The sequence below is a fragment of the Clostridium sp. D5 genome, assembly GCF_000190355.1.
Taxonomy (GTDB): domain Bacteria; phylum Bacillota; class Clostridia; order Lachnospirales; family Lachnospiraceae; genus Faecalicatena; species Faecalicatena fissicatena_A.
In genome coordinates this window covers 86668-106326 of the sequence record NZ_GL870809.1, presented here as the reverse complement: position 1 = coordinate 106326, position 19659 = coordinate 86668, and the positions used below count along the sequence as shown (strand labels likewise).

Here is a 19659-nt window from a genome sequence, read left to right as displayed (position 1 = left end):
ATTATTTTCTGTGGCAGCAATGTACTTCATTGATGCACTCCGGCTTCACGGCCTGGCATACAATCACATCACCGCCTTCAATTCTGATACTTCTGCCATTCACCATGGCGTCGGCCATCTTATTCCTGGCCTCATTGTATATTCTTGTAACTGTTGGACGAGATATGTTCATCTTCCTGGCGCACTCCTCCTGGGTAAGCTGCACATAATCCAGCAGGCGTATCGCCTCATACTCATCATATCCGATCGTAACCGCTCCATTGGGAGGCCTTCCCTCCGGCAAAAATCCTGTGGTCCCCGGAATCGAACAGATACATCTGCATTTCTGCGGTCTAGCCATATCAGCACCTCTTTTCCTGCTTTTCCAGTATAGCTTATTGTGAACATATGTCAATAACATAATTAAATATTTAACAATTATTTTCGGCTCCCTGCCGTTCAAAAAACAACCAGTATATGCTGATCCGGGAAGTTTTTATTTCAATTCCCGTCTTTCAGATGCTGGATTGTCTCTCGGGAACCCGCATTACGCTGCACCTTCCGCTTACAGAGCCGGATGTTATAAATGATAACAGTGCATAAGATTTCCCCGCTATGAGGCTATATTCTTTATCGCAAAAAGACCGCCGCTGCTTTCGCAGTGACGGTCTGTCAACTCTGATTAATCCTGTACGTATGGCATTAAAGCAATGTGTCTTGCTCTCTTGATTGCTACAGTAAGAGCTCTCTGGTGTTTTGCACAGTTTCCTGTGATTCTTCTGGGAAGAATTTTTCCTCTCTCAGAGATGTATTTCTTTAATTTTACTACGTCTTTATAATCGATATCGTTATTCTCTTTACCACAGAATACGCATACTTTTTTTCTTCTGCGAGCCGGTCCTCTTCTTTTGAAACCGCCTTCTGGTCTTCCGCCTTTTTCGTAAGCCATTTCTTTTTACCTCCTATATTAATAGAAAGATTTCACAATACGTGTCTTAGTTAAACGGTAACTCTTCATCAATCCCGTCCGGGATGTTCATGAATCCGTCGCCTGCATCAACACTTGGTGAAGGGCTTGGAGCTGCCTGGTGGAAAGATCCTCTGTTTGCTTCAGCCTCTGCTCTGCTCTCAGCAAATTCCTGATCCTCAACGATGACTTCCGTTGTGTATACTTTCACACCTTCTTTGTTCGTGTAACTTCCGGTCTGAATACGTCCGGAAATAGAAACACGCATTCCCTGACGGAAATACTTCTCCGCGAACTCTCCGGAACGTCCAAATACAACACACGGAATGAAATCCGCTGTCGGTTCGTTGTCCCTCTTGAATCTGCGGTCAACAGCCAATGTATATCTTGCAACTGCAGTTGCACTATCACCCTGTGAATATCTAACTTCTGGGTCTCTTGTGAGACGTCCTACTAAAACTACCTTATTCATATATACCTCTTTCTCTATGCTTCCTGTCTAACGCATAAATATCTGAGTACATTGTCCATGATGCGGATACGTTGTTCCACTTCGCCTGGGACAGTACTGTCAGATTCGAAGTGGATGAAGTAGTAATATCCTTCTTTCATCTTCTGAATTTCGTAAGCAAATCTTCTCTTACCCCATTCATCAACGTCAGTCACATTGCCGCCGAAACGTAAAACTAATGCTTTCACTTTTTCAACAACTTCTGTTCTAGCGTCGTCTTCGATTTTTGCACTGACAACAACAGCTAACTCATACTTGTTCATGTCTCTTGCACCTCCTTATGGTCTCTGGCCCCCGGATTAGCCGGGAACAAGGAAATTTGATGTCCGTGGATAAAAATCCAACGGGTACGTCACGAGTAATTATCATACCATAAGAACTTGTCCTGTTCAAGACTTTTTACGAATTTCTTTTGTATTTTTTTCCACCAGCCTGCGCGGAACCATGATCTGATGACCGCACCCCACGCACTTCAGCCGGAAGTCTGCACCGACCCGCAAAACCTCCCACTCATGGCTTCCGCAGGGGTGGGACTTTTTCATTCGGATTATATCGCCGATATCGAATCTGTCTGCCACATTCACCCTCCTTACCCATTAAATATTCTGAAAACGAACCGCAAAGGGGTCAGACCCCTTTACTCTTCCACAAGCACTCCCTGGAGCAGGAAACGTTCATCATCATTTACGTTCGTACATGTAGACAGGCTGACAATTTTGGATTGTGCGTTTACGTCTGCATCTACCTGATAGTTTGAGGATTCCCTGCACAACTGAATATAAGAAGTAAATTCCTCATCATTCAGATAAGTCAGTTTGTAATTTTCAGCTGTATCTTTCACAGTTCCTGCGGAAAACACCTGGTACTTAAACTCTCCCTCGGGAGTGTAGATATAGAAATACGGGTGTGACTTGCAGAACTCTTCGCTGGCATATTCGTTCAGCTGGGAGAACATCTCTCCGCCCACTTTCAGGTTGTGGCCGTATATAAATGTGTTCCGGTCGCTTAAGTTCGTGGCATTGCGCATGTCCATGAAAATTGCACCCAGTTTGTTGTCATTGGCCGAAAATGTTTTCGTAAGGTATTCGTTGTTATCTGCGCTCTTCACAACAGGATAGCTGATCACGGACGGCTCGTCGAATCGTATCCATGCCACCGTATCCGGATTCTCCTTCAGCAGTGCATCAAAATCTACCGTATACCCTGGTTCCCCGCCATCTTCCGGCTTTTCATCAACCGTTAGCGCCAGTTTCTTTACATCATCATATTCTTTCCCGCCCGAATAATACGGCACCAGCATCATTGTGAGCTGATACGCACAAAATATAAATACACATACTGCAATAATCAGTATGGCCGTAGATACAACTTCCCCAACAGAGCTTTCCTTTTTATGCCTTTTTTTCTTACTCATCGCGCGTTTCTCCTCTTCCCATCTTTTCATCCGGTCTCATTGCCTTCTAATCCTGACTATTGTACCATATCTTCGCACCGAAAACATTCTAAAAATCATGAATTTGCCAAAAATTACAAAAATGAAGGTTTATCCGTTTCTTATGCCACTTTGATATGATAAAATAGGGATATTGAAACAGGAGGTTATGCCATTGAAAACACTGCTTATCTGCGACGACGAAAAGAGCATCCTGGAGGATCTTAGTTTGCGTCTCTCCCATATTCTTCCTGAAAACTGGGATATCAGAGCAATACTTGTTCCTGGTGACCTGCTTACATATATCGATACTTCCGCCGCATTGCCGGATATTATTTTTATGGATATCCAGTTTGGCACCGAAAACGGTATCAGTCTGGCTTCCGACATTCAGGCCCGCTATCCCTGGATTGCGATTGTACTAATTACTGGATATCTGGACTATGCCAGGGATATTTTTACCATACACCCTGCCTATTTTCTCGTTAAGCCCGTGGATACGGACAAGCTTACGGCGGCTGTGGACCGGGCACTCGAATATTTGGACAGCTGTCAGGATACACCCGTGGTCCTGCAGAGCAACGGCAAGCTCTTTACGCTGAAAAGCAGTGAGATCTGTTATATAGAAAGTGAAAAACGCCTGCTGCATGTCTACACCCCCAAAGAGAAGTTTACAGTCTATATGAAGCTGAATGAACTGAAGGAAAAACTCCCCGGCTGTTTTCTGACCTGCCACAAGAGCTATATGGTCAATATGAACTATATCCGGAATTTCACAGCGCAGAAGATTATTCTGCTGAATCAGTCTGAGATCCCGGTAAGCCGCTCCAGGTATAAGAAGTCAAGAGAAGAATTCCTTCGTTTTTTCAGTACAGAGGATTATTCCTAACAGTTCAGGCAGGTCTGCACATTTACTGCGCAGATCGTACGAAAACGTGATGGCCGCAGGCATCCAGCCCATCTCAAAGCGATTTCATTGACTGGATGAGTAACATTTCAGACTTTTCTGAACTGTCACGATTATTCTGAGTCAGGAAATACTTAGCAGATAATACTTCCGAGACAGAGGGAAAATGTTATGGTTCTTTATAATATTATCAGGCTGACCCTGGTGAATGCCCTGATCACCTATTTTATAAGCCCGGATCTTGAACGGCGCCGCTTTTTTACGCTGGCTTACACAGTGGCGTTTTTTTTGCCTGCAAGCATCTCTATCACTGCCACTTATAACGGTTTCCTGCAAATCGCCGCGCTCACCGAACTCCTTCGCTTCTTAGTGCAGCTGGCAGTCTGCTATCTTATCACCGACAGAGGCATGTATTACTTTGTAAAAGCCATGGTACATTTTATTCTGTTTAACTGTATCTTCTCCGGCCTGAATACAATGGAAGGACTTTTGCTCGCTGACTGGCATTATTTCTTTCGGGGTATGGCATTTATGGGGAATACACTGTTTCCAACCTTACTTTCCTGTATTGCATTTCTTATCGTTTTTGCGATCATACGGCTCAGGCTTTTTGACCGTATCCCTTATAATGTCATGAAATTTCTGTTTGCAGCGGTATTACTGATCGACATAGCGGCAGGCCTGATTATGCGCCTGACCAGCGGCAGTTTATCCGTATTGGTCAGCACGATAGCTTCCGGAACCATGCTGTTTATATTTTTTATGGTTTTTGTATTGTACCGTCAAAAGCAGGCATCACGGCAGAGAAAGTATTACGAGAGAATACTGAATGGTGAATACTCCTTTTACCACTATGCTCTTGTCCAAAAAGATGCCGTTCGTAAACTTCGTCACGATCTCGCCAATCATCTGCAGATTCTGGGAGATCTATCACAAAATCAGATGAAAAAGGAGGAGCAAAAGTATAAACAGTCTCTTCTGCAGCTATTTGACGCCATATTAACCTCATTCGGGAATCCTCCTCCCGCGGCTCCTGCCAAAACCAGTATCATACGAAAGGTCACTCCATTCCTGGTTCTATTGTTGCTGGGTTTATTTATTCTGTGGGAAGTGTTCTTTCCCCTTATGGATAAATGGTACACGATGTACGAATGGACAGCCTTTTTCTGTTACTTCTTTCTGTCCGCCGTTTCCTGTGCAGTGATCTGCTTTGGTGTGTATTTAGAATATAAAAAGCATAAAGCCCGTCAAACGCTGGACGCTGCCCGCGCTGTCAGAAAGCAATTGGAAGATATGATGCGGATGGTCCAGAGTCCCCTGACCGAAGAAGCCGCCCGGCCTTCTGAAGAGCTGAAGACATTCACCGCGCATGCAGTGGTCAACACGATGCTGAATGCCAAATACAAGTATTGTATGCAGAATCACATTGACACAAACTGGCGGATCTATATTCCGCCGGAATGCCCCCTGCCGTCGGTGGATATTACCGGTCTTCTGGTCAATCTCATCGACAACGGGATTGAAGCGTGCCTCCGGCTGCCGGAGGATAAACGCCGCCTGAATATCTACATGCAGGAACGGGCAAATTTCTGGATTGTAGATGTAAAAAATTCCAAATCCCCTTCAGAAAATCCGAAGGAAAAAGATTTTATTTCCATAAAAGGAAAGGGCCACGGACTGGGACATCAGATTATTAGAAATATTGTTAAAAAGTACAACGGAGAAATCCAGAGCGTAGACAAAGGTGATTTTTTCTTTGTCACAGTCATGCTGGATATACGGGAACAGACCTGAGGGACTGTGTGAGCACGGTCACATCTTCCCATATTGTTCCAAAAGCTTATCAATTGCATACGCAACACCCAGCTCTTCGTTCGACTTCGTCACATATCCGGCCACAGACTTTACCTCCGGCATTGCATTTTCCATCGCCACAGTGGCGCCAAAATCCATGGACAGCATGGAATAATCATTCATGCTGTCTCCCAGCACCATAACTTCATCCATCGTATATCCAAGCGATTCGATATACTGTTTGAGCACAGGACCCTTCTGCGCTTTCACATCTGTAATTTCCAGATTCGTCTCAAAAGAGGCAGCCACCGCAATATCCGGATTCTTTTCCAGCTCAGAACGTATCCTCCCCAACATCGAGATGTCTCCTGAATACAGAAATATTTTATAGACCGGCACTCCCGCGTCCTTAAGTTCATCAAACTCCGAAATCGTCTTTGTCATCTGCTTCACACGCTGATACAGCGGATCATTTTTGGCCCGCTTTTCATCGATATCCTTATCAAGATGGAACACCTTGAGCTGCCGGATAAAACTTTCCTCAATCTCCTCTTCGGTTCCAATCCTGTAATCATAATCATCCGTACAGAAGACAAGCGATACCGGGTATTTCTGCAGCACCTCGTAGACCTCACTGCACAATTCCATGTCCATGGGTGCCGTATACACCACTTCCTTATCCGGATTACGCACTTCTGCACCGCTCCCCAGTATGTAGTCACAGATGAGGTCAGCGTCCCTGATTTCTTCCATAGCCCCCTGAAAATTTCTTCCCGTTGCAAGCATAAACCGTATACCTGCGCCGCATGCCCGGCGCACCGCCGCCAGCGTCTCCGGCTCCAATTGGTGATTATCATTCAGCAGCGTACCATCCATATCGGATGCAATAACTTTTATCATAATACTTCTCCTTATCAAATTGTAAAACTATTCTGAAAATGGACCGCAAAGGGGTCTGACCCCTATAAAAGACCTTCCACGTCGTCCATCTGTCGCACGATGTCCTGCTGCCGTTCGTCGAACAGCAGTCCTTTATTGTACCGGAAATAACTGTCGCTTCCATTCTCTTTGATAAACCAGACGCTATAATAATTCGCATTCAGTTCTGTAATGAAAGCAACCATCTCCTGGCTCTCTCCAAATGCATCTTCCAGGAAATTGAAGGCGTGCTGAAGAGTCTCCGAGGTATAGGCTATCTGATCTTCCCGTTTGTCCACTTCCTTTTCAAACAGTGCCTTTACTTCGTCGAATACGCCGTCCCCGATAAACAGTTCCCCTTTGATGCTTATTGCAAATCGCTCAAGCGCTGCGATGACACGCTTTAAAACCAGTTCTTCCCGGCGGGTCAAAAGCTCAGTCTGCAGCTGTTCTTCCAGATCTTTTTCCGCCAGATGCCAGATATCATCCACCATGGAAGTCACCTGGTTTTCCCTGTAATAGATCAGATATTCGTAGAGTTTTGTCACATATGCATCTGTCATATAGCATTCGGTAAACATTTCGCAGAGTTTTCCATTCAGCAGACTGACAATACTCAGATGTTCATCAAACGGAGCTGCTTTGATCTTCTGCAAAGTTTTGGTACTCCAGCTTCCTGCCAGAATATCTTCCACACCGTAATCCTGCTTATATTTGTAGTACAGTTCCAGATAATTTGCAAAATCCTTGGAAATCATGCGGTGCTGGATATACTGGTACACGACATCTCTGTCCACGGTTTTATGCAGGCTTTCGTATACCTGGATCAGCTGTGAAAGATCTTCCCAGCCGCGGGCCGTTGCAAAATATTTACCGTCCACCGTTGTCTCTATGCGGTAAAAATTCTCTTTTCTCAGCTCCAGATAAGAAATCACGGCCGGATGTATCCCCTGTTTATAGGCATACTCCTTCCACACTTCATAATTTTCTTCCACATCTATCTTTTTGATTCTGTCCAGTGTCACCACATCAAAATCCCGGACAGACTTGTTATATTCCGGCGGATTTCCCGCACCTACAATAATCCAGCCTTCCGGCACCTTCTGATTGCCGAAGGTCTTGCCCTGCAAAAACTGAAGCATCGTGGGTGCCAGTGTCTCCGACACACAGTTGATTTCATCGATAAAGAGAATCCCTTCTGCAATCCCGGTCTGCTCAATCTTCTCATATACTGACGCGATAATCTCGCTCATTGTATACTCGGTTACCGAATAATTTTTGCCCCCATATGTCTTCTCCTTGATAAAGGGAAGCCCAACCGCACTCTGTCTCGTATGATGGGTGATGGTATAGGCCACCAGCCCGATCTGGCACTCCTTCGCAATCTGCTCCATAATCTGGGTCTTCCCAATGCCGGGAGGCCCCATCAGCAGAACCGGCCGCTGACGGATGGCGGGAATCCTGTATTCCCCAAACTCATCCTTTGCCAGATACGCTTCTATGGAATCCTTTATTTCCTGTTTTGCCCTTTTTATGTCCATGTCTGTCTCTGTCCTCCAGATTCTGTATTCTCTTCCAAATCTTCCCGGTCCAGCGTGAGTTTGATTGCCCACGGCGGTACGTCCGTATCCCGGTAATCCTCCTGCATAAAAACAAAGGCCGTCTTATAGGCAGGCATTTTCCGCGGATATATACCGTACCCATCCGTAAAATATAAGATCCCCCGCAGGTCTTCAAAACTCCCGTTTTCCACCAGCTCGTCCACATAGGCAAAGGCCGGCCGGAAATCCGTCCCTCCTTCTCCGTAAAGCGTAAGCTGTTCCATATATTCCGCCAGTTCTCCGGCGTTTGTGATACATGTATCAGAGTGTACCTTCTCATCGCACTGGATGATATGGATATTAACCTTTTTGAAAAAACTGTCCTCTTCGCTCAGTACCGAATATGTCTCCTCCAGAAACTTCCTCACCAGGCTGCCGGAACAGGACATGGAAGTATCAATCACCACTGCAAACTCCGAGATCTTTTTAACTTCCTTCGTCTCCTGCGGTTCGATCAACGGCATATTTCCATAAAGCCGCAGTCCGTAACTGTAAAAAGAATAGTCGAAACTGTCCGCATCCACCCCGACTTCTTCCCTCAGCACCGTAAACTTCTTCAAAAACGCCTTATAATTATATCGATCCCTGTTCTCAATTTTTATCTGATCCAGCAGATCCCCCGATCTTTCAGATGCTTCTTTGGAAAATGTCTCCAGATCCGTTTCCATACGTTCATTGATATCCTGCCACTTCTGCTGCAGACTTGGATCAGGCTTTTGTCTGGGATACTTATTCTCCCAGTACTTGTGGTCATCTACATAAAATTCCTGCTCCAGGCGCTCTAATTCCTTATCCGTAAGTTCCCAGCCGGCAAGCAGCGCATAGACCCGCTCTGCATTGAGCACCTTCCCCTCTGCCTCCAGTTTCCGATAGGTCTCCCTCCTCAGAAGGCTCCTGGAAAACCTGATTGAACGGTGATGGTTTCCATCTATCATATGCTCGGCAGCAATATCGCAGCTCAGATCCCAGTACCGGTCATCCATCTCCCGTTTGACCATATGTCTGAAAATACAATGGAAAACCATGTGCAGATATCCCCGGTTAACCAGAATTCTGTTCTCCCTGTACATCCCGCCCAGGTACTGTGGGTGAAAATATATGGAATTCCCATCCGTTCCAAAAGGACTGACAGAGGTATCCATCTGATATGAAAAACTGCTCAGCGCCACATCCAGAAACCGCATTCCCAGATAAAGTTCATCTCTTGCCGCAAAAAGGATCTTATTCCCAAGCGATTCCAGGCGCACCGCCAGCTCTCTTTTTTTCTCACTGTTTAACTCAATCATAACAGAACGCCCTCCTTTCATCTGTATCGCTTTCTCCAGGCGTTCAAAGCCCGGCACCTTATACGTATCAAAGTCTAAATATTTTTCTTTCCTTTGGGAAAGACTTCTGCTTCTCGTTCATCAGGTAGCTGAGGATCTCCGTTCTCCCCATTTTCGAAGCAGCCTCAAGCGCATATTCCAGCATTTCCGCATTCCACAGAGAATGTGCTGAAAATAATTTCACTTTATCAAAACGCTCTTCTTTCATTAGATATGTTATTATTTCCTGATATCTTTCTTTCATCATATGTTCATAGGCTAATTTGTGGTTTTCAGACAGAGCATAGGGAAAAGCCAGCCGGCCCAATGCCATATCTGCCAGAACCCCGGCCTTATCCCTGGCCGCTGCAACCGAAAAAAGGCTGTCGTATTTGCGGTAATCCATTTCTTTATTATAAAAACACTGTCTGTAATTGTTTCCCGACCCGTGATGCTGGGTAAATAATATCCGTGCCGGCGTATTCTCGACGGCCTCCTCATAGTGTTCCGGAAATACCAGAACAGCTTTTCTGCCCTCCTGCCCGTAGCAGAACGTAACGTCAATCCGCTGCCACAGATCCCCTAAAATTTCTTTTACGCAGGACTGCCTGCCATTTTTCATATGCACTTTTAAAAAAGACAGTCTCCCGCAGCCGGTAAATGCTCCGCTGCCGATCTGCGTCAGTGCATCTGAGAATTCCAGCCTCCGCAGATTTTTACATCCATAAAATATATAATTACCGATTTCCCGGACTGTATCCGGAAATATAATCTCTTCCACATCCATTCCGGCAAGAAGCCGCTCTTCTCCTCTGAACAGAACATGATCTTCTGTCTCATAAACCCGAAACGTCTGCTCCTCCTCGTCTTTGTGGCCGGAAAATGTATATGCCGCAACCTTCTCCACCGGCATGCCGTCAATATTCTTCGGAAGAACTACCTTCACATCACTTCCAAAGCATCTGATAATTTCAATGGCCTGATTTTCTACCCGGTAATAAAACTTCATAAATCTCTTCTGACCTCTTCTTTTCTATTTGCCACTTCCTCATTATAAAAGTGACAGGCATTTTTTTCAACCGCTATGGCTATTTTATATTTAGTACCCTTTTTGTTACTGTTCATACCCTCCTTACTAATTGACATTGCCTGTGGACAGTAACCCCATTTTTTCTCCTCGCATTACATTAAGATTATGAATTATCCTTGCATAAGATAAATCAATAGTGTAGTATAAAATCAGTGATTTTACAAATGAATTAGGGGGATTAACATATTATGGATAAAATCGCAGTTTTAATTCCGTGTTATAACGAAGGTAAAACCATCACCAAGGTAGTTACCGACTGGAAGGCCGCCCTACCCGAGGCAACAATATATGTATACGATAACAATTCTTCAGACGATACGGTCGTATTGGCGAAGGAAGCCGGTGCTGTTGTCCGCCATGAGTACCAGCAGGGCAAGGGAAACGTTATCCGCCGTATGTTCCGCGAAATTGATGCACAGGCATATTTGATGGTAGACGGTGACGACACATATCCTGCTGAATTCGGGCGTGAGATGGTGAACAAGGTTCTGGAGCGCAACGCCGATATGGTGGTTGGCGACAGGCTCTCCTCCACCTATTTTACAGAAAACAAACGGCCTTTCCACAATTTCGGCAATTCGCTGGTCCGCAAATCAATCAACCTGCTGTTCAAGAACGATATCAAAGATATTATGACCGGATACCGCGCTTTCAGCTACAATTTTGTAAAAACCTTTCCGGTGCTTTCAAAAGGATTTGAGATTGAAACCGAGATGAGTATCCACGCAGTAGATAAAAACATGCGTGTGGAAAATGTCGTGATCGAATACAGGGACAGGCCCGAAGGCAGCGAGTCTAAACTGAACACCTACAGTGATGGCATGAAGGTTCTCCGTACAATAGCAAGACTTTACAGAAGCTACAAGCCGCTGGGATTCTTCTCCGCATTCGCGCTTCTTCTGACAATTGTCAGCACCATTTTCATCATTCCGGTCCTTATAACCTATGCACGAACCGGTTTGGTGCCGAATTTTCCGACACTGATCGTATGCGGCTTTGTTTACCTGACTGCAATCATTTCGTTCTTTGCCGGACTCATCCTGTCCTCTATTGTGCATCAGGAGCGGCAGAATTTTGAAATACGGCTGATCGCCTGTCAGCACCGGTATGATCAGACGTTAGACCATGATGCCGATAGCAGGCAGACAGTTCAATAATTCGCTGGCAAACATTATACAGATGAAAGCACTGCGGCCGGAGACGAGGCAATAAACACCTCTGTCTCCGGCCGTTTTCTGTCTTAATATACTACGTTATACAGATAGAATCTTCCAATTTTTTCCGTCTCGTTGAACTGAATTTCCTCTGAACTGAATCCACTCAGATCTTTATCCGACATAATATGCTTCACTTCCAGAGTCTCCAGCTGTTCCGGCTTCAGGTTCACGATCAACTGATCATCATAAGGATTTGAAAATACAGGTTCCTGTGAGGAATCATCCACGATATTAATAACAATATGGGCATAACGGTTATATTTACTGAAATCTTTTTTGTCAGGGTCAAACTGCTCCCACCGATCCAGATTCGGATATACATTCGTTGTATTAATCGTTGGCGCCCCCACTGTTATTGGCAGATTCAGATATGGGAAGCTCAGGCCTTCCACCATCCACAATCCTTCTCCCTGATCCGCTTCCGTCTCTTCCTTTATGGCCTGAGTCAGTTTACTGGAATAGACAGACTCCGCTCCCTGATGTACCGGATTCACCATCATTCCGCTGACAAACGAAATAATCAGCGCGTAGCAGGCAAGGCCCGCATATCTTTTCCACTTCATAGCCACAAAGATTAGAATCGCACCTGCAGCAATAACTGCAGCCAATAAAAGAGCCTTCTTCTTCCCCATAAACTGTGTATAATTTATAAAACATATCCCCGCCAGTGCCACTCCTGTAACAGAAGAAATAACAACGGCAGTTCTGCTTTTATAATTTACAGTGCATTCTGAAATAAGATAAATAATCAGCAATATACTGAGAAATCCAACTCCTACCAGCACCCTTCTCCCCTGACACATACTCAGAAGCGTCACTTTGGCAAGCAGCGGCGGCCATGGGAACGCACTATACAGGGCAAGAAAACAAGTCCCTGCCGTCATTGTAATCAACAGCGGATCCTTCTTTTTGCTCTTCACCAGCTGGATAGTCCCAAGTATAACCCCCAACGGGAAGAAGGAAAAAAACTGCGCTTCTTCACAAACATTAGAAATGCCGAGCCCCGGATCAATAGATGGGAAAAACAAACCGCCTGCCCAGCTGAACATCCTCAGCAGAGAAGCGCCTCCAACAAATGACCTGTCGCCGGGATAGGATGTATTCAGCACCAGCTTTATAGTGTCTGCGGACTTCAGGAAAATCAAACCCAGAACTCCTGCCATCAATACGAAGAGGACCCCCGCGCTCAAAATAATCGGGCCTTTTTTCCATGTTACATTCTTCCTCTCCCGCAGAATAATACCAATCAGCAGGAACAGGTAAGCATAACCAAGCGGTATCTGCCAGGAAGGATAAAACACAAGAATATATGATATCCCGCACCATGCAATCCCTGCCGACAGCAGTACCTTTTTCCACAGGGATTCTGTACGCATCCACCAGACAAACATAAGAACCGCCAGCTGACCAAACACCAGCATCTCCACCAGCCCGTTAATCGCAAACCACCATGCGACAACAGGAGAACAGCTGACTAGCACCGAATAGATCACAGACAGCATTTTTTTCTTATTAGTCAGATACATGCTAAATTCCAGCGATACCAGGAATAAGGCCAGCATCCGGGCACACCAGAAAAACGACAGCCCACGTGAAGGCCCTAAAAAAAGATAACCGATTTGAAACGGCCGGAAAATGACTTCCCATGACCTCACCGGCTGCCCATAGACAATAAAAGCATCTGTACTGTCACCTCTTATTGTATCAGAAAAATATGGATATTCTCCCGTATGATTGTACTCCTGTGAAAAAGCCATAGGCGTACTGACTGCCCACTCATCCGTCCTGATACTCCGGCTGCTGCCCAGAAGATCACCACTGTTATCCTGGGCACTGTTTTCATATGTTCCGTCGAGCAGCACAGACCAGAATCCAATAGAAGACCCGCTTATTTCAAACAAGACACAGCAAAACAGTATGACTGCCGCTGCCAGGTAGCGAAGCTGATACACTCTTTCTGCAAGCCCGCCCTTTTCCTTCATTTTCATCAATTTCTCATCTTCTCCTTCATTTCAGATTACTCCTCTTTAAATAAACCTAAAGACATAATAGCTTATCCCCTATATTTCGTCAATTGCGAACTTTGAGGAAGGGGTGGTTGTGTGGGGGGATGGGTGAAGACGATGCGTAACTTTCATCTTCCATATATGAACCTGAATTTGTTTTAGATTGAACTAAAGATATCTTTAACTTATAATCCCGCATCTCCTTACCTCAAACCCAAATTACTCAATTCCCCCACCTAAACACCCCCGCACTGCCATACCAAATCCGCCACACCGGCCCAGAATCCCCAAACTTGAAAACACATTCTTACCTACCGCCTGGAAGCACCAGCTTACCGGGAGCCGGGACGTGCTGTGTAAAGCACCTGTCCTGTTGGAAATGCATTTAGCGAGCACTAGCAGCAGTTAGAGGAAATCCGCAAAATCAGCCAGAAAAAAGTTGCTTCCGAAGCAACTTTTTAGAACGCCTGAGACGCCTAATCATCAGATTAGGCGGTGAATGCGTTCGGTTCTGGCTGATTTTGCGGATTTCCTCTTACTGCTGTTTGGCGCAGCGGCCTGCATCTCCAACAGGACAGGTGCTTTACACAGCACGTCCCGGCTCTCGGTAAGCGTCCTCCCCCCATCCGTTCACAATATCTCGTTCTCTGAATCCTCAAATTGACATTCGCTCGATTTAGTTATACTCTATATTTTAGAAGTAATTTTACAGAAAAGAAGGAGATTATCATGTCTATTGAAAAAGTGAAAACATATTTTGGCGCCTTCGGCATGGAGGACAGAATTCTGGAACCGGAGGCCTCCAGCGCTACAGTCGAAGAGGCTGCTAATGCACTGGGCTGTGAACCTGCACGTATTGCCAAAACGATGTCCTTCCTTACCGGAAACGGCCCGATCCTGATTGTGATGGCAGGAGATGCTCGGACGGACAACAAGAAGTTTAAGGACGAGTTCCATGAAAAGGCCAGAATGATCCCCTGGGACCAGGTGGAAGAACTGACGGGACATGCACCGGGAGGAGTCTGTCCTTTTGCCGCAAATAGCGGTGTGGCTGTCTATCTGGACGAGTCATTAAAACGCTTCACAACTGTATTTCCTGCAGCGGGAAGTGGAAACAGCGCCATCGAGCTGACTCTTCCTGAATTAGAAAAACATTCTCTGTCAAAGAAATGGATCTGCATCTCTAAAGACTGGAATTAGTATATAAGAACGATGTCAGGAGGGCCGTCATTTGTATCGCATATTGATTGTAGAAGATGAAAAAGAGATCCGCGCGGAGCTGAAGCTGATGCTGGAAAACGCCTTGTATCAGGCGGAAGCAGCCGAGGATTTTTCTGACATTCCCCGATACGTGAAAGAAAGTGCACCGGATCTGATTCTTCTGGATATCCAGCTGCCGGGCACCGATGGGCTGAAGATCTGCCGTGATATCCGCAAAAATACGGATGTTCCCATCATATTTGTGACCAGCAAAAGCAATGCCATGGATGAGCTTAATGGTATGATGCTGGGCGGCGATGATTACATTACAAAACCATACCAGGCCCCTATCCTGCTTGCGCGAATTGCCGCGGTTCTGAAACGTACAGGACACAATAAGATCCAGGAAAATCCCTACCTGTTTTCCCGGAAAGGCTGCGAACTGAATATGCTGGAAGGTACCCTTTCCTGCGAAGACAGATCTGTGGAACTGACAAAAAATGAACTGCGCATCTGTTACAATCTGTTTTCCCGGGCCGGACAAATCATTTCCCGCGAAGAGTTGATAGACGATCTCTGGGAAAACCAGATTTTTATAGATGACAATACTTTAAGCGTTAATATCACCCGCATCCGTAGCAAACTGAAGGAAATCGGCATAGAAAATATGATCTCCACAAGGAGAGGACAGGGATATCAGATATGACCTTTTTAGAATTCTTGCGGGATAAGCTCCTGCTTCTGCTTTTTCATATGCTGTGTATGCTGCTGAGCTTTATTTATTTCAGTATCTGCGGGCTGAAAAATAACCAGATGTTTTTGCTTTATATTCTCTGGTTCTTTCTACTGGCCGTCTGGTTTTTTGTGTCCTGGTACCGCAGAAACCGCTATTTCCGCGAGATCTTCCAGATACTCGACGAACTGGACAAGCCATACCTGATCTCAGAAGTTATGCCGGATTCCTGGCGTCTGGAGGACAGGCTCTGCCGAAGGCTGCTGAAGCAGTCCAACAAATCCGTTATCGACGCAATACATCATCTGGAAAATGAACGGACCGAGTATAAAGAATTTATCGAAAACTGGATCCATGAAGTAAAGCTGCCGCTCACCGCCATGAACCTGATCTGTGACAACCGCAAGAGAAAAGATTCCTGGTGTCCCGAGGATACCCGCCGCCTGAAATCCCTCCTGGGTGAACTGGAAAACGATGTGGATAAGGCTCTCTACTATGCCCGCTCAGACACGGTCTGTCAGGATTACATGATACGGGAAATCCCTCTGAAAGAGGTGGTCCTCGCCGCAATCCACCGCATTCAGTCTTATCTCATACAGAACGGCGCCGTCATTGATATGCAGGTCGGTGATGTAAACGTATACTGTGACGATAAATGGCTGGAGTTTATCATCAGCCAGATTATGATCAACGCTGTTAAGTACAAAAAGGATGAGGGATGCCGCATAACCATCCGGACACAAAAAGAAGATCAAAAAACAATTCTTTCTATAGAGGACAACGGGATCGGCATCCGCCCGGAAGAACTGGGGCGCATCTTTGACAAAGGATTCACCGGCACCAATGGGCGCCAGAATCGGCAGTCAACAGGGATTGGGCTTTATCTCTGCATGAAATTAAGCCGGAAGCTGGGAATTACTCTGGATGCACAGTCTGAAGCCGGTGTCTGCACGCGGATTATTCTGGTATTTCCGGATGGAAGCCGCTACTTTGGAAGAGAATAAAACAGTAATCTTTCAAATTCGTAAGGTTTCTGAAAGCTGATCCGATACAATCTACTCACATTTTCCGTTACAATAACTATATTCAAAGGCTGCCTGTCAATATATAACGGAAAGGAAGGTATCGATTTCATGAAAGAACTGCTCCATATAGACGATGTAGAAAAATATTACGGAAGTAAAAACAATCTGACTAAAGCCATAGACCGCATAAGCTTTACCATTGATCAAGGGGAATTTACTGCTATTATGGGGGCCAGCGGCAGCGGCAAAACAACGCTCTTAAACCTGCTCGCCACTGTAGACACCGTAACATCCGGGCATATCTGGTATGGCGGGGATGACATTACAAATATGAGAGAAGACCAGATGGCGGACTTCCGCAAGAATAATCTCGGATTTGTCTTCCAGGACTACAACCTCCTAGACACGCTCACACTGAAAGAAAACATAGCTCTTGCCATGTCTCTGACCAAAAAAGGGAAACGGGAGATCGAAAAACGGACAAAGGATATCATGGAAAGGCTGGATATCTGGCCCATCCGTGACAAATTCCCCTACCAGGTATCCGGCGGGCAGAAACAGCGCTGTGCCTGTGCAAGGGCGCTGATTAACCACCCGAAAATCGTTTTTGCCGATGAACCCACCGGCGCCCTGGATTCCAAATCCTCCCGGATGCTGCTCGAAACATTTTCCTATATGAACAGCACGCTCGGCGCAACCATCCTGATGGTAACACATGATGCATTCTCCGCAAGCTACTGCAGCAGAATTCTTTTTCTGAAGGACGGACAGATCTTCCATGAGCTCCGCCGGGGTTCGGGGACAATGAAACAATTCCTCAGCGAAATTCTGGATGTGCTTTCCCTGACTGGAGGTGACGGGTATGCTGACTAAGCTGGCCCTGCGCAATGCCAGGCGCTCTTTCAGGGACTATCTCATCTATCTCATGACAATGGTCTTTATCACCGCCATGATGTTCGCGTTTGATTCCATGATCTTCTCCGATACAGTCCGGGAAATCTGCACGGAAGCAGGAATGCTGGGCGCCATGCTGGGAATGGCAACATTCTTCATCGTCCTGATCATTATCTGGCTTGTGCACTATATGGTAAAATTCATGGCAGAAAAACGGAGCCGGGAGTTTGCAACCTATCTCCTTCTGGGCTTTCGAAAAAAACAGATCGCGAATCTTTTCTTAAAAGAAACCATCCTGCTCGGGCTGGTCGCTTTTGTCATCGGCCTGATCCCGGGAATGTTTCTGCAGCAGATCCTCACCACGCTGATCTACGCAATGGTAAATGCAGACTACAATATCCAGATGGAATGGAAGGCGGGAACCCTGCTGATGACGGCGGGGATCTACTGCGGCTCCTATCTGCTGGCTCTCTTCCGGAACAAACGAAGGTTTAAGAAAATGAACATACGGGATATGATGTATATGGAACATCAGAACGAAGAGTTAAAGAACGGCAACAAGTCCGGCAAACAGTGGATGTTCTTCATCTCTGTATTTTTTATGATCTTTTTCGGCTGGATGCTGATTTTCGGACACTTTAACGACTGGAACGTGTATCCCATGATCGCCGGGCTTGTAGCGTCCGTTTATCTGCTCTACATGGGACTCTCCGCCTTCCTCACCGGCTACATCAAAAAAGGCAGAGCCGGAGTCTGGAAGCAGGCAAATATCTTCGTCCTGCGCCAGCTGTCCTCCAAAATCAGAACCATGCAGTTCACACTGGGCACGCTGACGGTCCTCTTCATGGTCGCTTTAATAGGAGCATCCTGCGCCCTTATGCTGAACCAGTTCCAGAATACACAGTCCGATGAAAAATGGCCCTTCGACATCGCAATATACCACGAAGACCCGTACTACGGTTTCTCTGGCGAGAAGGAAGCGATACAGCAGGAGGCACATATAACGGACTCATATATTTACCAGATATTTGAAAACGAATCCGATGATATGAACAGCTATCTCATTCAGAATTATTCTCTGGGAGACAAATCCTGTTACTACCAATATGACACCTACATGAAGCTCTCCGACTACAATTATCTGCGGAAAATGCTCGGGTACCAGGAGGTGTCGCTGGGAGAAAATGAATATCTGCTCCACATTAAGTCCCGTCTTGCCAAAACCGCGGCCCCCTTCACAAAACAGCCATTCGATATAGGCGGCACTGCCTGTTCCTGCGCCGGCATATACACGGAAGGCCTTGAGCAGAGCGGGCATAACGGAGCCGATTATATCCTCATCGTACCAGATCAGACCGCCGAAACCATGACACCTTATTATTCACTGATGATGACCCAGATAGACGGCACTGTCCCCCAGAACTTCGGGGATACCCTCCTGAACGTCCAGGGAATCGCATGGAATGAAGAAGAATATGAGTATGAAGGTTACGGCGATGCCGGCGCACACAGAGGATATGGAACCGACAGCATCTATGTATCAGACAGCTACGTCTTTGTCCGTCAAAATGAAATGCGGGAAATGAAATTCCTCATGTCCACCCTGATCTTCCCGCTCTTTTATATAGGACTGGTCTTTCTGTGCGTAGCCCTGACCGTACTGGCAGTACAGCAGCTGAGCGATTCAAGCAAATACCGGTACCGATACAACCTGCTGCGTAAACTTGGCCTGCAGGAAAGAGAGCTGAACAGTGTCATCCTGAAACAGCTGTTCCTCTACTACCTCTGCCCGTTCATCGGAGCTCTCCTGATCAGCGGTGGAATCGTAGGCTATATCAGCCACGCATTCGTCACCTATTCCGGGGTGGTGGCACCGGTGTGGTCGTACTTTGGAATATCCCTGCTGCTCTTTGGGGGGATCTATATGATCTACTTCGTTGCAACTTACATCGAATTCAAACGGAATATTCTTGGGGGGAAAGGTAAGGTCGCTGATAAAGGGACGCCGTGAGAACCGGATATGGGGGTGTCTGGAAACGGGGCAGGGACTGTAAGCTGGAGTAGAGGAAAAAAGAGGGAAA

Annotated in this window: 19 protein-coding genes; 8 read left to right on the top strand and 11 right to left on the bottom strand. The window is 46.1% G+C overall.

Translation table 11 applies throughout. The annotated features are described in order from the left end of the window. Position 1: 1 nt before the first annotated feature. The 6 genes from HMPREF0240_RS00485 to srtB form a co-directional block, all read right to left on the bottom strand. Positions 2-340: a DUF134 domain-containing protein gene (locus tag HMPREF0240_RS00485; RefSeq protein ID WP_035312168.1), complete on the bottom strand. Its 339-nt coding sequence runs from the start codon at positions 338-340 to the stop codon at positions 2-4. 321 nt (positions 341-661) lie between these two features. Next, positions 662-928, bottom strand: coding sequence for a 30S ribosomal protein S18 (gene rpsR / locus HMPREF0240_RS00480; protein ID WP_009001496.1), 267 nt, complete (start codon positions 926-928; stop codon positions 662-664). Between the two features lie 46 nt (positions 929-974). Beyond that, positions 975-1418 carry a single-stranded DNA-binding protein gene (locus HMPREF0240_RS00475; protein ID WP_009001495.1) on the bottom strand — a complete coding sequence of 148 codons (444 nt, stop codon included), beginning with the start codon at positions 1416-1418 and terminating at the stop codon, positions 975-977. Between the two features lie 14 nt (positions 1419-1432). Then, entirely contained in the window at positions 1433-1720 is a 288-nt protein-coding gene (rpsF, locus tag HMPREF0240_RS00470) for a 30S ribosomal protein S6 (protein WP_009001494.1), read from the bottom strand. 126 nt (positions 1721-1846) lie between these two features. Then, the gene (locus tag HMPREF0240_RS00465; RefSeq protein WP_035312167.1) at positions 1847-2035 is read right to left on the bottom strand and encodes a DUF951 domain-containing protein; all 189 of its coding nucleotides are present in this window, start codon (positions 2033-2035) and stop codon (positions 1847-1849) included. A 59-nt stretch (positions 2036-2094) separates the two neighbouring features. Then, positions 2095-2871: a class B sortase gene (srtB, locus tag HMPREF0240_RS00460; protein WP_148486256.1), complete on the bottom strand. Its 777-nt coding sequence runs from the start codon at positions 2869-2871 to the stop codon at positions 2095-2097. 187 nt (positions 2872-3058) lie between these two features. On the opposite strand from srtB, the gene HMPREF0240_RS00455 reads away from it, so the two are divergent. Together HMPREF0240_RS00455 and HMPREF0240_RS00450 are read left to right on the top strand one after the other, a co-directional pair. Further along, positions 3059-3778 (top strand): LytTR family DNA-binding domain-containing protein, encoded by a 720-nt coding sequence (locus tag HMPREF0240_RS00455; RefSeq protein WP_009001491.1) that lies wholly within the window; start codon positions 3059-3061, stop codon positions 3776-3778. Positions 3779-3967: 189 nt separating this feature from the next. Further along, on the top strand, positions 3968-5590 hold the full coding sequence (locus HMPREF0240_RS00450) for an ATP-binding protein (protein WP_035312165.1): 1623 nt from the start codon (positions 3968-3970) through the stop codon (positions 5588-5590). Positions 5591-5608: 18 nt separating this feature from the next. Here the strand turns inward: HMPREF0240_RS00450 and HMPREF0240_RS00445 are convergent, their stop codons facing one another. From HMPREF0240_RS00445 to HMPREF0240_RS00430, 4 genes are all read right to left on the bottom strand, one after another. After that, positions 5609-6490: a Cof-type HAD-IIB family hydrolase gene (locus HMPREF0240_RS00445; protein ID WP_035312164.1), complete on the bottom strand. Its 882-nt coding sequence runs from the start codon at positions 6488-6490 to the stop codon at positions 5609-5611. A gap of 62 nt (positions 6491-6552) precedes the next feature. Further along, complete coding sequence (locus tag HMPREF0240_RS00440; protein WP_009001488.1) at positions 6553-8049, bottom strand: AAA family ATPase; 1497 nt, start codon at positions 8047-8049, stop codon at positions 6553-6555. Beyond that, positions 8040-9395, bottom strand: a complete 1356-nt coding sequence (locus HMPREF0240_RS00435; protein WP_035312163.1) for a VWA-like domain-containing protein — start codon at positions 9393-9395, stop codon at positions 8040-8042. Before HMPREF0240_RS00435 ends, HMPREF0240_RS00440 begins: the two co-directional genes overlap by 10 nt. Before the next feature lie 67 nt (positions 9396-9462). After that, the gene (locus HMPREF0240_RS00430; RefSeq protein WP_009001486.1) at positions 9463-10422 is read right to left on the bottom strand and encodes a leucine-rich repeat domain-containing protein; all 960 of its coding nucleotides are present in this window, start codon (positions 10420-10422) and stop codon (positions 9463-9465) included. A gap of 269 nt (positions 10423-10691) precedes the next feature. On the opposite strand from HMPREF0240_RS00430, the gene HMPREF0240_RS00425 reads away from it, so the two are divergent. After that, positions 10692-11660 carry a glycosyltransferase family 2 protein gene (locus tag HMPREF0240_RS00425; RefSeq protein ID WP_009001485.1) on the top strand — a complete coding sequence of 323 codons (969 nt, stop codon included), beginning with the start codon at positions 10692-10694 and terminating at the stop codon, positions 11658-11660. Between the two features lie 83 nt (positions 11661-11743). Here HMPREF0240_RS00425 and HMPREF0240_RS00420 read toward each other — a convergent pair whose 3' ends face one another. Next, positions 11744-13711: a hypothetical protein gene (locus HMPREF0240_RS00420; protein ID WP_207636751.1), complete on the bottom strand. Its 1968-nt coding sequence runs from the start codon at positions 13709-13711 to the stop codon at positions 11744-11746. A 744-nt stretch (positions 13712-14455) separates the two neighbouring features. Here HMPREF0240_RS00420 and HMPREF0240_RS00415 point away from each other — a divergent pair. The 5 genes from HMPREF0240_RS00415 to HMPREF0240_RS00395 all read left to right on the top strand — a co-directional run bounded on the left by HMPREF0240_RS00415 (position 14456) and on the right by HMPREF0240_RS00395 (position 19589). Then, a complete protein-coding gene (locus HMPREF0240_RS00415) occupies positions 14456-14926 on the top strand; it encodes a YbaK/EbsC family protein (protein WP_009001483.1) in 471 nt (156 codons plus the stop codon). 31 nt (positions 14927-14957) lie between these two features. After that, entirely contained in the window at positions 14958-15632 is a 675-nt protein-coding gene (locus HMPREF0240_RS00410) for a response regulator transcription factor (RefSeq protein WP_009001482.1), read from the top strand. Beyond that, a complete protein-coding gene (locus HMPREF0240_RS00405; protein WP_009001481.1) occupies positions 15629-16663 on the top strand; it encodes a sensor histidine kinase in 1035 nt (344 codons plus the stop codon). The genes HMPREF0240_RS00410 and HMPREF0240_RS00405 overlap by 4 nt, the downstream gene beginning before the upstream one ends. 129 nt (positions 16664-16792) lie before the next feature. Further along, a complete protein-coding gene (locus HMPREF0240_RS00400) occupies positions 16793-17557 on the top strand; it encodes an ABC transporter ATP-binding protein (protein WP_009001480.1) in 765 nt (254 codons plus the stop codon). Further along, positions 17547-19589 (top strand): ABC transporter permease, encoded by a 2043-nt coding sequence (locus HMPREF0240_RS00395; RefSeq protein ID WP_009001479.1) that lies wholly within the window; start codon positions 17547-17549, stop codon positions 19587-19589. The genes HMPREF0240_RS00400 and HMPREF0240_RS00395 overlap by 11 nt, the downstream gene beginning before the upstream one ends. Positions 19590-19659 lie beyond the last annotated feature (70 nt).